The sequence below is a fragment of the Amycolatopsis sp. cg13 genome, assembly GCF_041346965.1.
Lineage (GTDB): Bacteria > Actinomycetota > Actinomycetes > Mycobacteriales > Pseudonocardiaceae > Amycolatopsis.
Map to the genome: position 1 here is coordinate 6,405,361 of NZ_CP166848.1, position 14,036 is coordinate 6,419,396.

Sequence of the window (14,036 nt, forward strand, 5' to 3'; positions counted from 1 at the left end):
CGAGCGTTCGCAAACACTCGGGGTAGGGGGTTGGTCGATGCCGAACGCGGAGCTGCTCGCGCCGATCGAGGTGGACTTCCTGTGGGAGTCGGCCGGGATGGGCGAGCTGCCGTATCCGCTGCGGATCCGTTCGCACGGCGCGACGATGGACGAGCGCTCGGCGCTGCGCACGCGCACGCTCGGCGCGCTCGCTGACCGGGGGCTCGCCGACGATCGCGGCAGGCCCGCCCCGCACGTCGAGGACTACTTCGGCATCCTCGCCTCGCCGGACGTCAGCCTCGACACCGTCCAGCTGCTCGACCCGAACGGCGAACCGCTGCTCGCGGTCGCGGGCAGCGCGAACGGCGACGGCCTGTTCGCCGTCCAGGACCAGCGCGGGCTGCACCTGCACCCGTGCGCGCCGGACGGACTGGCCACGGCGATCATTTCGCTTCTGCCGGGCGCTCCGCGCGGAACGGAAAAGTCGATCACCGTGCCGCTGGAGCAGCTGGTCGGCGCGTCCGGAGTGGATTTCATGCAGCGGCGCGGCAACCAGGTCGACGCCTCCGGCCGCGCGAGCGTCGACGAGGACCGCAAGGCACTCGCCCGGCTGCACGCCCAGCAGCGCCTGCGCGGCGGCCAGATCGGCGCGAACGCCCGCAACCGGCTCGGCGGGCGCAGCCGGTCGACGGTGCTGAGCTGGTTCGACACCGAAACCGGCCGGTACTTCACACAGGCCAGCCAGGGCCACGACGGACGCGACTGGATCACCATCGCCCCCGCCGACCCGGCGACGTTGCGGCACCGGCTCGGCGAAATGCTCGCCGGGGTGGCCGACCAGGCCAGCGCGGGCGCGTTCTGACCCGCACCGCCTGACTCGCTTTGACTGACCCGCGCTGACCAGCCCCGGCTCCCGCTCGGCTGAAACCGCCCCAATGCGGCATTGGGTGCATCCGACGCAACCAACGCCGCTTTCGGTGCGCGGGACGCACCGAACGCCGCTTTCGGTGCGCGGGATGCACCCAAAGCGGCATTGGGGCGCTTGAACACTGCCGATCCGGCGCTACGCTGGGCCGGGGAAATCGTTGACCGGAGGGTGAGCAGCACCGGATGCACCAAGAGTTCTTCTCGCCGCTGGCATTCGACTTCCTGTGGGAGTCGGCCGAGCTGGGCGAGCTGCCCTACCCGCTGCGCGTGCGCTCGCACGGCGCGACCGAGAACGAGCGCGTGTCGCTGCGGCACCGGGTCGACACCGAGCTGAAAGCCCGCGGCGTCCGCGATTCCCGCGGCAGGCTCGAGCCGGACGTCGAAGACTGGCTGACGCTGCTCGCGCGCGCCCCGCACTCCATCGACGCGCTGCACATCCCGCAGTTCGAGGCGCATCCGGTCGCGCTGCTCGCCGCGGGCGACGAGCGCACCGGCGTGGTCGCGATCCAGGACGCGGACGGCATCTGGCTGCGCGAGACTCAGCCGGACGCGCTGGTGTCCACGATCGTCGAACTGCTGCCGGGTGGCCCGCGCGGCAGTGAGGCGTCGGTCACGCTTCCGCTGGACGAGGCGTTGCACACTCAGCCGATCCGGGTGCCGGTGGCCGCGGGCGGCGGTCAGCCCGAGGAAAAGGGCGGACGGCGGGCGAAACGCCAGTCGCTCAGCGAGCGCGCCACTGTCGACCCGCGCGAAACGTACGGGCTCATCGCGGGCCAGCCGCGGCTGCGCGGCGGTCAGCTCGCAGCGAACAGCCGATCCCAGCTGGGACACCGGCAGCGGTCCCGGGTTCTCGGCTGGTTCGACACCGCCACCGGACGGTATTTGAGCTTGTCGAGGGCGGGTTCGGACGGCCGCGAATGGGTCACCGTGGCCCCGGCGGACCCGGCGACGCTGCGGAGCAGGCTGGGTGAAATGGTGGCTTCAGTGGCGGTCGAGGGCCGATAGCCGGGTGACGTGTCGTCCCGGAACGGGAACCCTCGCGCGGGATTGGCCGTTGACCTGCGAGAGGCTCGCCAGGCTTCCCCGCCCGACCGGACGGTACCCTGGTGGGACGGGTGCCCTGCGGCGCCCGCGGGTTGTCAAGATCGCGATGGCGGGTATCACAAGAGCCGCCCAACCAGGGAGGGTCGAGGCCGCAAGGGCCGAGTCGTATGAACCGGAAGAGCGTGCTCAGGAACCCACTGCTGTGGATCGTCGCGGGGTTGCTGGCGTTGTTCGCCTACAACACGATCTTCGACAGCGATCGTGGCTACACCCAGGCTCCTATCTCCACGGCGATGCAGCAGGTCAAGGCCGGCCACGTCAAGGAAGCGAGCCTCGAGGACAAGGAGCAGCAGCTCAAACTGCTGCTCACGCAGCCGATCGACATCGACGGCCAGCAGGCCGACAAGGTCGTCGCGCAGTTCCCCGGCGGCGCGACCGACGACATCTACAAAGAGCTCCTCGGTGCGAACGTCGACAACCAGGCGAACCATCCGATCAAGTTCTCCACCAAGGTCACCCAGCAGAGCCTGCTGACCCAGATCCTGATCTTCGCGATCCCGCTGGCGCTGGTGCTCGGCCTGCTGATGTGGATGATGAACAACGCCCAGGGCGGCGGGAACCGCGTCCTGAACTTCGGCAAGTCGAAGGCGAAGCAGCTCAACAAGGACATGCCGAAGACGACCTTCGGCGACGTCGCGGGCGCTGACGAAGCGGTCGAAGAGCTGTACGAGATCAAGGACTTCCTGCAGAACCCGGCGCGCTACCAGGCGCTCGGCGCGAAGATCCCGAAGGGCGTCCTGCTCTACGGGCCGCCGGGTACCGGCAAGACGCTGCTCGCGCGTGCTGTCGCGGGCGAGGCGGGCGTGCCGTTCTACACGATCTCCGGTTCGGACTTCGTCGAGATGTTCGTCGGCGTCGGCGCGTCGCGCGTCCGCGACCTGTTCGAGCAGGCGAAGCAGAACGCGCCGTGCATCATCTTCGTGGACGAGATCGACGCGGTCGGCCGCCAGCGCGGCGCCGGCCTCGGCGGCGGCCACGACGAGCGCGAGCAGACGCTGAACCAGCTGCTGGTCGAGATGGACGGCTTTGACGCCCGCGGCGGCATCATCCTGATCGCGGCCACCAACCGTCCGGACATCCTCGACCCGGCGCTGCTGCGCCCTGGCCGGTTCGACCGGCAGATCCCGGTGTCCGCGCCGGACCTGCTCGGCCGCAAGGCGATCCTCGAGGTGCACGCCAAGGGCAAGCCGATCGCGCAGGGCACCGACCTGACCGGGCTGGCCAAGCGCACCGTCGGCATGTCCGGTGCGGACCTGGCCAACGTGCTGAACGAGGCCGCGCTGCTCACCGCCCGCGAGAACGGGCACGTGATCACCGACGTCGCGCTCGAGGAATCGGTCGACCGGGTGGTCGGCGGTCCTGCGCGCAAGAGCCGGATCATCTCCGAGAAGGAGAAGAAGATCACGGCCTACCACGAGGGCGGGCACGCGCTCGCCGCGTGGGCGATGCCGGACATCGAGCCGGTGTACAAGCTGACGATCCTGCCTCGCGGCCGTACCGGCGGGCACGCGCTGCTGGTGCCCGAGGACGACAAGCAGCTGATGACCCGGTCGGAGATGATCGGCCGGCTGGTCTTCGCGATGGGCGGCCGCACGGCCGAGGAGCTCGTCTTCCACGAGCCCACCACCGGTGCGTCTTCGGACATCGAGCAGGCGACGAAGATCGCCCGCGCGATGGTCACCGAATACGGCATGAGCGCGCGGCTGGGCGCGGTGAAGTACGGCCAGGAGCAGGGCGACCCGTTCCTCGGCCGGTCCGCCGGACGGCAGGCCGACTACTCGCTCGAGGTGGCGCACGAGATCGACGAGGAGGTGCGCAAGCTCATCGAGACCGCGCACACCGAGGCGTGGCACGTGCTCAACACCTACCGCGACGTGCTCGACAACCTGGTCATGGAGCTGCTGGAGAAGGAAACGCTGCAGCGCAAGGACCTCGAGCGGATCTTCGCGACCGTCGAGAAGCGCCCGCACATCACCGTCTTCAACGAGTTCGGCGAGCGCACGCCGTCGGACAAGCCGCCGATCAAGACCCCGGGCGAGCTGGCGATGGAGCGCGGCGAGCCGTGGCCCCCGCCCGCTCCGGAGAAGGAAAAGCCCGCTCTGCAGCCCGCCCCGACCCCGGTCGGCACGGCTCCGGGTGCCGGCGAGCTTCCCGGCGGCCCGCCGTACCAGGCTCCGGACCCGAACGCGAACCCGTACGCCCCGCCCGCCAACGGCGGCCGTCCGACCGGCGGGCCGAACGGTGCCGGCCGCTGGGGCCAGCCGTATGGTGGTCAGCAGCAGCCGGGCGGTCCGGCAGGCGGCGGCTACCAGCCCGGTGGCCCTGGCGGTGCGCAGAGCGGACCGCCGAACTACGGGGCGCCTCCGGGCTGGACCCCGGCGACGTCCCCGGGCGGCCAGCAGCCGTGGCGCCCCGCCGAAGACCGTCCGCGTGAGCAGGGCTGGTTCGCCGACGGCGCGAACGGCCAGCAGCCGGACGAGGGGCAGCATCGGCGTGACGTCGACGACGGAACAGACAAGCGGTAAAGACGGCATCCGCCCGGTCTTCGATCAGGACCGGGCGGAGCGCGCCGTTCGCGAGCTGCTGCTCGCCTGCGGCGAAGACCCGGATCGGGACGGTCTCCAGGACACCCCGGCCCGGGTCGCTCGTGCTTACCGGGAGATGTTCGCCGGCCTCTACACCGATCCGGACGAGGTGCTGGCGAAGACGTTCGACGAATCGCACGAGGAGCTCGTGCTCGTCACGGACATCCCGATGTATTCGACCTGTGAACATCATCTGCTGGCCTTCCACGGCGTAGCCCACGTCGGCTACATCCCGAACGGCGAGGGCAAGGTCACCGGCCTGTCGAAGCTGGCTCGGCTCGTCGACCTGTATGCCAAGCGTCCGCAGGTGCAGGAGCGGCTCACCTCGCAGATCGCCGACGCGCTCGTGCGGAGGCTGGAGCCGCGCGGGGTGATCGTGGTCGTCGAGGCGGAGCATCTGTGCATGTCGGTGCGCGGGATCCGCAAGCCCGGTTCGCGCACCACCACGTCGGCGGTGCGCGGGATGCTGCGGTCGTCGGCGACGTCGCGCGCCGAGGCGATCGAGCTGATCCGGGGGCGCCGGTGATTCCCCGGCCGGGGCGGTGCGCCGTGATGGGCGTGCTGAACGTGACGCCGGATTCGTTCTCCGACGGCGGCCGGTATCTCGACCTCGACCAGGCGCTGGAGCACGCGCGCGAGATGTGGGCGCGCGGCGCGGACCTGATCGACGTCGGCGGCGAGTCGACGCGGCCGGGCGCCTCGCGGGTCGACGCGGAGACCGAGGCCGCGCGCATCCTGCCGGTGATCCGGCAGCTGTCTTCCGAAGGCGTCGTGCTGTCGGTCGACACCACGCGGGCCGCGGTCGCCGAAGCCGCGGTGGCGGCGGGTGCGAAGGTGATCAACGACGTGTCCGGCGGGCTCGCCGATCCGGCGATGGGACGGGTCGCGGCGGAGACCAAGGTGCCGTGGGTGTTGATGCACTGGCGCGGGCACAGCAAGGACATGAACGCGTTGGCCACGTACGCCGACGTCGTCGCCGAGGTGCGCGGCGAGCTGCTGGAGCGGGTCGACGAGGCGATCGCGGCCGGGGTTGCCGAGAGCGAGATCGTGCTTGACCCGGGCCTGGGGTTCGCGAAGCACGCCGAGCACGACTGGGCGTTGCTGCACGGGCTGAATTCGTTGCTGGACTTGGGTTTCCCGGTTTTGGTGGGTGCTTCGCGCAAACGTTTCCTCGGCCGGCTGCTGTCCGGAAAGGACGGAGTGCCGAGGCCGCCGGACGGCCGCGAGGTCGCCACCGCGTCGATCTCGGCGCTGGCCGCCGCGGCGGGTGCTTGGGGTGTGCGGGTGCACGAGGTGGGGGCTTCACTGGACGCCGTGGCGGTGGCCGCGGCCTGGCAGCAAGGACGGGCCGATGGCTGACCGCATCACGCTCACGGGGTTGCGCGTGTTCGGCCGACATGGCGTCTTCGACCACGAGAAGCGCGACGGGCAGGAATTCGGCATCGACATCGTCGCGTGGCTCGACCTCGGGCCCGCCGCGGCGTCGGACGACCTGACCAAGACGCTGCACTACGGCGAGTTGGCCGAGCTGGCGGCGGGGATCGTCGCCGGGGAGCCGTACGACCTGATCGAGAGCGTCGCCGGGAAGATCGCCGACGAGGTCATGCGCGACGACCGGCTGACCGCCGTCGAGGTCACCGTGCACAAGCCGGCCGCGCCAATTCCGCTGACCTTCGACGACGTCGCGGTCACGATCCGGCGGGAGCGGTGAGCCGCGCGGTCCTGTCGCTGGGCTCTAACCTCGGCGACCGGCTCGGCTACCTGCGTAGCGCGGTCGATGCGGTGCGCCCGGCGCTCGTCGCGGTGTCCGGGGTGTACGAGACGAAAGCCTGGGGCGTCGAGGACCAGCCGGATTTCCTGAACGCGCTGTGCATCGTCGACGACCCGGCGCGCGACCACTGGGCGTGGCTGCGCGCCGGGCAGGCTGCCGAACAGGCGGCGGGCCGGGTGCGCGAACTGCGCTGGGGCCCGCGGACGCTGGATGTCGACATAGTGACAGTGCAGGGCGTGCTCTCCGACGATCCGGAGCTGCTCCTGCCGCACCCCGGGACCCCGGACCGGGCGAGCGTGCTGATCCCGTGGCTCGAGATCGACCCGGACGCCGAGGTTCCCGGGCACGGCCGGGCCGCCGACCTGCTCGCCCAGCTGCCGGAAGCAGACCGGGCGGGCGTCGTCCTGCGGCCCGACCTCACCCTGTCGTGAGTGGCTAGGCCGGTTCTCACCGGAATTGCCATTCACGAGGCGTCAGCTTGGCCACGAGGCGTGCTGAGCGCGTGGGCCTGGTGAGTGGCTAGGCCGGTTCTCACCGGCTTGGGCACTCACGAGGCCCGCAGCGCCGCCAGCAGGAACTGGATCTCGTCCTGCCTGCTCGGGATGGCGGGCCAGCCGTTGATCGTCGCGAGCAGCTGCCAGTACCGCTCGGCGCGCGGATCCGCGCCCACGGCGATTCCGTCGGCCATCTTGTAACGGACCGCCGGGTCGGCCGGGTCCTGGTCCGGCCTAGCCGAGGCGGTCGCGATCGCGTCCGCCAGCGTCCGTCCGGCCGGGGAGTCCGGTGCGTGGCCCGCGTCGAGCGCGGACCGGGCATCGGCCATCCAGGCCTCCCAGTTTTCCTGCTGGGCCTTCGTCGGCTGCTCGTACTCGCCCGCTTCCCGCGTGGCCGAATGCCGCTCGCTCATCGTGCGGATGGACTGCCGGAACTCGGGGTCCCGCACGAGTTCGGCGAACTCGATCCAGGCCTCCAGTTGTTCCGGAGCCGGATCATCCGGAAGATCCGGTTTCGCCGACTGCATTCGCGCGTAGAACTCGGGATCGACATCGAGCCCCTCCATCATTTCGGACCAGAACTCGTCCACCAAACGGCGGCGTTCCTCGTCCGGCATTTGGGCGATGCGATTCATCAGTTTCACTTCCTCCAGCTCGGAATCCCGTTTCAGCACCGCGCGCAATACCGCGCGGCGCAGCCGCAACCGCCGGATCTGCTCGTCCAGAGCGTCGACGTGGCTCGTCGCCAGGTCGCGCACCGTCGTCTCGCGCGCCAGGGCGCGGGACACGTCAGGCAGGCCGATGCCCAGCTCGCGCAGCGTCCGGACCAGCTCCAGCCGGGCGAGCGCGTGCGCGTCGTACAGCCGGTAGCCGGCTCCGGTCCGCTGCGTGGGCGGCAGCAGGCCCTCGTCGGAGTAGAACCGGATGGTCTTCACCGGCAGCCCGGTGCGCCGGGACAGTTCGCCGATCGTGAAGACCGTGGTGGCAGGCATGTCAGGCATCGTGGAGTCTCCAGTCGCTGGAGAGTCAAGCCTGCCAGAACGGGCTCGGTACGGTGGAGTCATGCACTTCACGCGGTCCCGGGACCTGGTCGTGGCCGCGGTCCTCGGCCTCGCCGCGGTCTACGTGCTGTTCCAGGCCGCTTACGGCGATCTGCCGCAGCTGCCCTTGCTCGCCGGGGTGACCTTCGCGGTGCTCGCGATCGCCGAGGCCGGACTGGCGCTGTCGATCCGGTCGCGGATCAAGTCGGGCCGGGTCCACGGCGACGCGGTCGGGATCGCGCGGGCGGTCGCGCTGGCGAAGGCGTCTTCGTTGGCCGGGGCGTTTCTCGGCGGCGGCTGGATCGCCGCGTTCCTCTATGTTTTCCCGCGACGTGACGAACTCGTCGCCGCGGTCTCGGACAGCAAGTCGGCGGTCGTCGGGGCGGTGTCGTCGGCGCTGCTCGTAGCTGCCGCTTTGTGGCTCGAGCACTGCTGCCGGACGCCGCCGGAGGACCGTCGGTCCCCGACCGGTTAACGCGTCGATGGCGCCGCTCGAAGTACCGACTAGGTCTCATTCGGATCACCGGAAGGTACGGTGTCAGGCATGACTGGCGTGGGTGACGACTCGCACGGCCGCCGCGCTGGCAGGCCGTGGCTTGTCGCCGGACTGCTCCTCGCCGTCGGCGCCACCGTGGTTTTGGTGCTGAGCGACGACCTCCGGTACCTCCGGCTCGGGATCGTCGCGGCGCTCTGGGCTGCCCTGATCGGTGCCTTCCTGGCTGTTCGCGCCCGCAAGAACGCGGCGCACAGCGAGGACGCGGCCGCCGAGGCGCAGGCGGTGTACGAACTGGAGCTGGAACGCGAAATCGCGGCCCGGCGGGAGTACGAACTCGAGCTCGAAACGGAAACGCGCGAGGCCGCGCAGGCACAGTCACGCGAAGAATTGGATGCGCTGCGTGCCGAAGTGGCTGCGCTGCGCGAAAGCCTGCATTCGCTGTTCGGCGGAGAGGTGCTGCTGGAACGCGTCGCGCTCACCGCGCAGGCGACCCGGATGCGCTCGCTGAACGACGAGCAGCGGCTCGTTTCCGCCGGTTCCGAGACCAAGAACGGCAATGGCAAGAAACCGGCTCAGCTGCTCGCTCCGAAGAAGCAGGTGGTCGATGTTCCGGAGCGGCCGACCGAATTCATGGACCGGGTGCTCGACGCGAAGCCGGCGGAGCGGCGCCGTCCGCCGGTGAACGGCGGTGCCAACGGTGCCGCGAAGACCAATGGCGCCAATGGGACTTCCGGCGCGAATGGCTCGATCGCCGCTGGATTGAACGGTTCCGGTCCGAACGGCGACCGGTCGACGCAGCTGCGTACCCAGCAGATGCCGCGGTTGAAGCCGAAGCGCCCGGAACCGCCTGCCGAGCCGGAGCCGTTCGAGGACGACGTCGAATCGGAGAGCCCGGCTCCGCGCGGTGGCCGCGATCCTCGGGCCAACTTGGCGGAGGCGTTCGTGCCTCGTGCCGACGCGGGCCCGCATCCGGGGCGTGCCAGTGTGGCGGACGCGTTCGCTTCGCGTGAGCCGCGGAATGGCGCGCCGGAAGCGCATGCTGAGCGGCCTGGTCGCGGTGGTGCGCCGGAGGCCGGTCCTCGTGGGAGTGCGCCGAAGCCGCGTGGCGATCGTGCGCCGGAGCCGTATGAAGCCGAGCGTCGTTCGGCTGGTGATTCCGGTTCGCATGTGATTCCGGAAGCGTTTGAGCAGGACGTTGCTGAGCGTGGGCAGCGGAATGTGACTGAGCCGTTGCCGCGGGAGGCTGAGCGGGCTCGTGGTTCGTTCAGCCAGGGGCCGCGGGCCGCTCGGCCGCAGAACGACGCGCCGGAGCCGCCTCGCCGGCCCGCTGCCGAGGCGCAGCCGACTCGGACCGTCGCGCCGGTGAGCAAGCCGGAGCCGCCGGTCAAGGAAGAGCGGCCGGTGCCTCGGTTGGCGGCTCGGCCTGCTCCGCAGCGGGCTGAGGAGCGGCCGGAAGCTGCTGAGCAGACTGCGATTTCCCGGCCTGCTGAGCCGGTCGCGCATCGGCGTGCTGAGCCTGCCCCGAAGAAGGTGGAGAAACCGGTGGTGGAGAAGGAGCCCGCGGCTGAGCCGCAGACTCGTGCGCCGTCTCGGCTGGAGCAGTTCTCCCGATCGGATTTGTCGCCGTTGGCTGAGGACACGCCTACTGGGCGGCATGGGGCTCCGGGGGCGGATGCGGTCAATCCGACGTTGCCGGAGTCGGTTCGGAGTTCGGTCGGGAGTGGGTCTGGAGGGCGGCGTCGTCGTCCGGAGGCTGAGGCTGCTTCGGCTCCTGCTCCTGCTCCGGTTTCGGGCGGGCGTCGGCGGCGGCCTGAGGGGGAGCCTCCTGCTTGGGAGGCTGCTGCTGCGGAGGAGAGCGAAGAGGGTTCGCATGGGCGGCGGGCTGCGGATACCGGGCACCATGCGTCTGGGCGGTCTGTGACGGAATTGCTTGCGGCTAATGGGAAGACCGAGGGGAGTCCTCGGCGGAGGCGTCGGGCTGAGGATTGATTCTCGTCCGGGGTTTCGGCTCGTCGCCTGGCGGCGACATTGCCGTGAGTGGTTGCGTGGGGCACCCCGAAGCTGAGTGTGACTACGGCGCGGGGGTGCTTGTCAAGGCGGGAAAGATGCCTTGACAAGCACCCCCGCGCCGTGTTTTTGGCTTCGTATCGGGGTGCGGGGGGTGTGGGCGCCTTGGGTGGGTGCATCGGTTGCGGTTGGTGAGGGGGCTGGTTAGCGCCCCAATGTGGCATTGGGTGCGTCAGATGCACCCAATGCCACATTGGGGCCCCTCACGGACTGCGGCACGGACGACTGGTGGGGTGGCGACGAGAGTCACAGGTGCGTCCCGCATAGGGCTGAACCCGGTACGTCCAACCAGCGTCCCCGGTACCTCCTGCGTATGGTGACCGCTCGTGAACGGCACTCTCCCTGCCACGTCGTCGGGTTCTGCGCCTGCGGCATCTCGTTCGCGGCATGTCACCGTGCTCCTTCCGGTGCTCGGGTTGATCGTCGTGGCGTTGTGCGGGCTTTTTCTTTTCGGGCTCGCTACTGCGCGCGTGGGGTGGCTGGCGGTCGCGATCGGCGTGGTCGCCGCGTTGCTCCCGGTGGGGGTGGTGGTCGCCGGGTTGCTTTGGGTTGATCGGTGGGAGCCTGAGCCGGCGAAGCTGCTTCTGATCGCTTTTGCTTGGGGCGCTTGCATTGCCACGGTTACCGCCCTGCTGATCAATACCGGGGCCGAGGCGTTCGGTGATCTGCTTCTGGGCGGCGGCAATGGCAGCAAGGTCAGTGCGCTCGTCTCCGCGCCGCTGGTCGAGGAGGCCGCGAAAGGCGTCTTCGTCCTGTTGATCTTCTGGCGGCGCAACGAGGAATTCGACGGGATCGTCGACGGAGTCGTCTACGCGGGGTTCGCGGCCGCTGGGTTTGCCTTCACCGAGAACATCTATTACTTCGGCCGCGCCTTCGCTGACCACGGCTTCGGCAACGGCACCAGCTCCGGAGTGCTCGCCGCTTTCCTCGTGCGGGGCGTGCTTTCGCCGTTCACGCATCCGTTGTTCACCGCTATGACCGGCATCGGGTTCGGGATCGCCGCGCGGTATGCGCAGCGGTGGGTTCGGATTCTTGCTCCGCTGGCCGGGTACCTCGCTGGGGTCTTCTTGCACGCGCTGTGGAACGCCGCGGCCACGCTCAACGGCGGGAAGTCGTTCCTCACGCTGTATTTCCTGGTGATTTTGCCGCTGTTGATCGCCGCGATCTACGTGATCGTGTTGCAGCGGCGGAGAGAACAGCGGATCGTCGCCGCCGCGTTGCCGAAGATGGCGGCGGCGCGGTGGATCGCTCCGTCGGAGATCGATTTGCTTGCCAGCCTGTCTGGGCGGCGCGAATGGCGTAAGCAGGCGCGCAAGCAGTCCGGGCGGGCGGCGGCGCGGGCTGTGGGGCGATATCAGGCGAGCGTGACTGAGCTCGCATTCCTTCGGCGTACCCGGTTGCGCAGTGAGCAGGACCGGCAGCGGCAGGAAGAGTTGTTGCAGGCACTGCGGGACGCCCGCGCGGATGCCGTGCGATTGGCGAACAATCGCGACAGTCGGTGAACATTCCCCGTTCGGGGTAGCTCTACCGTGCCAAAAGTGGCGTTCCACCGGGGGATTCGGGCTCTCGCCGACCGCCAGAAGCCGACTGCCAATAAGGTACGGGCGCGATTGGCCGCCCCGGGTGAAGCTGGTCACCCGGGCACCTTGATCCGGCCGGGGCGGGGCTACTCTCGCGCCGTCGTCCGGTACCCGCGACGAAAGAGCGGGACTGGAACGAACATGAGGAGTTTCGAGCCATGAGCGTCCACAGGCGCACGCCATGAACCGGCCGGCCCGCCTTGCCGTGGGCGTCGTTTCCGCCGGCCGCGTGGGCAGTGTCCTCGGTGCGGCATTGGCCAGGGCGGGCCACACCGTCGTCGCCGCGTCGGGGCTGTCCGCCGCTTCGCTGAACCGCGCGGAGCGGCTGCTGCCCGATGTCCCGTTGCTGCCGCCCGACGAGGTCGTGCGGAGAGCCGATCTCGTCCTGCTCGCGTTGCCGGACGACGCGCTCGCGGGCACCGTCCGTGGTCTGGTCGCTACGAATTCCGTTCGCGCGGGCCAGATCGTGGTGCACACCTCGGGCGCGCACGGCATCGACGTGCTGGCCCCGGTCGCGGAAGCCGGTGCGCTGCCGCTCGCGCTGCATCCGGTGCTCACCTTCACCGGCCGCGAGGAAGACCTCGAACGTCTTGTCGCGGCGAGCATCGGCGTCACCGCGGCGCCGGACGACGACGCGGCGTGGAACGTCGGCGAGGCGCTCGCCGTCGAGATGGGCGCCGAACCGGTACGGGTCCCCGAATCCGCGCGGGCGCTGTATCACGCGGCGCTGGCGCACGGCGCGAATCACCTGATGACGCTGGTCGCCGACTGCACCGAAACCCTGCGCGACGCCGGAATCGGGCATCCGGAACGACTCGTCGCACCGCTGCTTTCGGCGGCGTTGGACAATGTCCTTCGCCACGGGGACCGCGCCCTCACCGGACCGGTCCCGCGTGGTGATCTCGGCACCGTCCGCAAGCACCTCGACGTGCTCGCGGACCGGGCGCCGCAGATCGCCCCGGCCTACCGGGCGCTGGCCCGGCGCACGGCCGAACGGTCCCGCGCCGCGGGACTGCTCGATCCCGCGGCCGCGGGCGAACTGACCGAGCTTCTCGCCGACCCCGCTGAAGGACAGACCCCGTGACGACACCGAAATTCCAGCGCGGAACGCTCAACACGTTCCAGCCGCCCGAGCACATCAGCAAGGTGAGCTGGGGTCTGCGCAGCGTCGGCCGGAAGGTCGCGCTCGTGCCCACCATGGGCGCGCTGCACGACGGCCACCGGGAACTGCTGCGCCGCGCGAAGCGGCTGCCGAACACCGTTGTCGCCGCGTCGATCTTCGTGAACCCGTTGCAGTTCGGCGAGGGCGAGGACTTCGACGCTTACCCGCGTCAGCTCGAAGCCGACTTGGCGACCTTGTCCGAAGCGGGCGTCGAGCTGGCTTTCACACCGAAAGCCGCGGACCTGTACGCGGACAACGCGATGGTCACCCTGAACCCCGGCCCGCTCGGCGACGAACTCGAGGGGGCCGTCCGGCCTGGGCATTTCGCCGGGGTGCTGACGGTGGTCGCGAAGCTGTTCAACCTGCTGCGCCCGGATTACGCGTTCTTCGGGGAGAAGGACTACCAGCAGCTGGTGCTGATCAAGCGGATGGTGGCGGACCTGAACATCGACACCCGCGTCATCGGGGTGCCGACCGTCCGGGAACGGGACGGCCTCGCGCTGTCCTCGCGCAACGTCTACCTGACGCCGGAACAGAGGGAAGACGCCGTGGTGCTGTCGTCCGCGTTGTCGGCGGGAGCGCACGTCGGGCGGGACGGAGCGGAGGCCGTGCTGGAAATGGCGCGGAAGACGCTCGCGGCCCGTCCCCAGGTGGAAGTGGATTACCTGGAATTGAGGGGAACCGATTTGGGGCCGGCGCCCGTCGACGGAGAGGCGCGGTTGCTGGTCGCGGCCCGGGTGGGGAGTACCCGGCTGATCGACAACGCGGGAGTGCTGCTCGGAAAAGCCGTGGAACATCCGAGCGGGGATCCGGACGCAGGGGAATAGGGAG

General features: G+C 69.9%; 12 protein-coding genes and 1 pseudogene. 12 read left to right on the forward strand and 1 reads right to left on the reverse strand.

Annotated elements, in window-relative coordinates; genetic code table 11:
• The first annotated feature begins 37 nt into the window (after window positions 1–37).
• From AB5I40_RS29890 to folK, 7 genes are all read left to right on the forward strand, one after another.
• Complete coding sequence (locus tag AB5I40_RS29890; protein WP_043827135.1) at window positions 38–841, forward strand: ESX secretion-associated protein EspG; 804 nt, start codon at window positions 38–40, stop codon at window positions 839–841.
• A 248-nt stretch (window positions 842–1,089) separates the two neighbouring features.
• Window positions 1,090–1,911, forward strand: coding sequence for an ESX secretion-associated protein EspG (locus AB5I40_RS29895; protein WP_370933601.1), 822 nt, complete (start codon window positions 1,090–1,092; stop codon window positions 1,909–1,911).
• Between the two features lie 206 nt (window positions 1,912–2,117).
• Window positions 2,118–4,535, forward strand: a complete 2,418-nt coding sequence (gene ftsH, locus AB5I40_RS29900; RefSeq protein ID WP_370933602.1) for an ATP-dependent zinc metalloprotease FtsH — start codon at window positions 2,118–2,120, stop codon at window positions 4,533–4,535.
• Window positions 4,504–5,121, forward strand: coding sequence for a GTP cyclohydrolase I FolE (gene folE / locus AB5I40_RS29905; protein ID WP_370933603.1), 618 nt, complete (start codon window positions 4,504–4,506; stop codon window positions 5,119–5,121). Before ftsH ends, folE begins: the two co-directional genes overlap by 32 nt.
• Window positions 5,122–5,147: 26 nt before the next feature.
• On the forward strand, window positions 5,148–5,954 hold the full coding sequence (gene folP, locus AB5I40_RS29910) for a dihydropteroate synthase (protein WP_370933604.1): 807 nt from the start codon (window positions 5,148–5,150) through the stop codon (window positions 5,952–5,954).
• Window positions 5,947–6,306: a dihydroneopterin aldolase gene (folB, locus tag AB5I40_RS29915; protein WP_116206794.1), complete on the forward strand. Its 360-nt coding sequence runs from the start codon at window positions 5,947–5,949 to the stop codon at window positions 6,304–6,306. Before folP ends, folB begins: the two co-directional genes overlap by 8 nt.
• Complete coding sequence (gene folK, locus AB5I40_RS29920; RefSeq protein ID WP_370933605.1) at window positions 6,303–6,797, forward strand: 2-amino-4-hydroxy-6-hydroxymethyldihydropteridine diphosphokinase; 495 nt, start codon at window positions 6,303–6,305, stop codon at window positions 6,795–6,797. Before folB ends, folK begins: the two co-directional genes overlap by 4 nt.
• A 116-nt stretch (window positions 6,798–6,913) precedes the next feature.
• Here the strand turns inward: folK and AB5I40_RS29925 are convergent, their stop codons facing one another.
• The gene (locus AB5I40_RS29925; protein WP_370933606.1) at window positions 6,914–7,852 is read right to left on the reverse strand and encodes a MerR family transcriptional regulator; all 939 of its coding nucleotides are present in this window, start codon (window positions 7,850–7,852) and stop codon (window positions 6,914–6,916) included.
• A 70-nt stretch (window positions 7,853–7,922) separates the two neighbouring features.
• Between AB5I40_RS29925 and AB5I40_RS29930 the strand changes: the two genes are divergently transcribed.
• The 5 genes and pseudogenes from AB5I40_RS29930 (at window position 7,923) to panC (ending at window position 14,032) form a co-directional block, all read left to right on the forward strand.
• Entirely contained in the window at window positions 7,923–8,375 is a 453-nt protein-coding gene (locus tag AB5I40_RS29930; protein WP_370933607.1) for a DUF3180 domain-containing protein, read from the forward strand.
• A 69-nt stretch (window positions 8,376–8,444) separates the two neighbouring features.
• A complete protein-coding gene (locus AB5I40_RS29935) occupies window positions 8,445–10,385 on the forward strand; it encodes a DUF6779 domain-containing protein (protein WP_370933608.1) in 1,941 nt (646 codons plus the stop codon).
• A gap of 473 nt (window positions 10,386–10,858) precedes the next feature.
• Window positions 10,859–11,965: a PrsW family intramembrane metalloprotease gene (locus AB5I40_RS29940; RefSeq protein ID WP_370940636.1), complete on the forward strand. Its 1,107-nt coding sequence runs from the start codon at window positions 10,859–10,861 to the stop codon at window positions 11,963–11,965.
• A 247-nt stretch (window positions 11,966–12,212) separates the two neighbouring features.
• Window positions 12,213–13,127, forward strand: a pseudogene (locus AB5I40_RS29945) (Rossmann-like and DUF2520 domain-containing protein); the annotation flags it as partial.
• The gene (gene panC, locus AB5I40_RS29950) at window positions 13,124–14,032 is read left to right on the forward strand and encodes a pantoate--beta-alanine ligase (RefSeq protein ID WP_370933609.1); all 909 of its coding nucleotides are present in this window, start codon (window positions 13,124–13,126) and stop codon (window positions 14,030–14,032) included. The pseudogene AB5I40_RS29945 and the gene panC, both read left to right, overlap by 4 nt.
• The last annotated feature ends 4 nt before the right edge of the window (window positions 14,033–14,036 follow it).

Excerpts from the sequence above, each read along its gene's own strand:
- ftsH (WP_370933602.1), top strand. The coding sequence starts at position 2,118 with ATGAACCGGAAGAGCGTGCTCAGGAACCCACTGCTGTGGATCGTCGCG.
- AB5I40_RS29895 (WP_370933601.1), top strand. The coding sequence starts at position 1,090 with ATGCACCAAGAGTTCTTCTCGCCGCTGGCATTCGACTTCCTGTGGGAG.
- AB5I40_RS29935 (WP_370933608.1), top strand. The coding sequence starts at position 8,445 with ATGACTGGCGTGGGTGACGACTCGCACGGCCGCCGCGCTGGCAGGCCG.
- AB5I40_RS29930 (WP_370933607.1), top strand. The coding sequence starts at position 7,923 with ATGCACTTCACGCGGTCCCGGGACCTGGTCGTGGCCGCGGTCCTCGGC.
- AB5I40_RS29925 (WP_370933606.1), bottom strand. The coding sequence starts at position 7,852 with ATGCCTGCCACCACGGTCTTCACGATCGGCGAACTGTCCCGGCGCACC.
- AB5I40_RS29890 (WP_043827135.1), top strand. The coding sequence starts at position 38 with ATGCCGAACGCGGAGCTGCTCGCGCCGATCGAGGTGGACTTCCTGTGG.
- folP (WP_370933604.1), top strand. The coding sequence starts at position 5,148 with ATGGGCGTGCTGAACGTGACGCCGGATTCGTTCTCCGACGGCGGCCGG.
- folB (WP_116206794.1), top strand. The coding sequence starts at position 5,947 with ATGGCTGACCGCATCACGCTCACGGGGTTGCGCGTGTTCGGCCGACAT.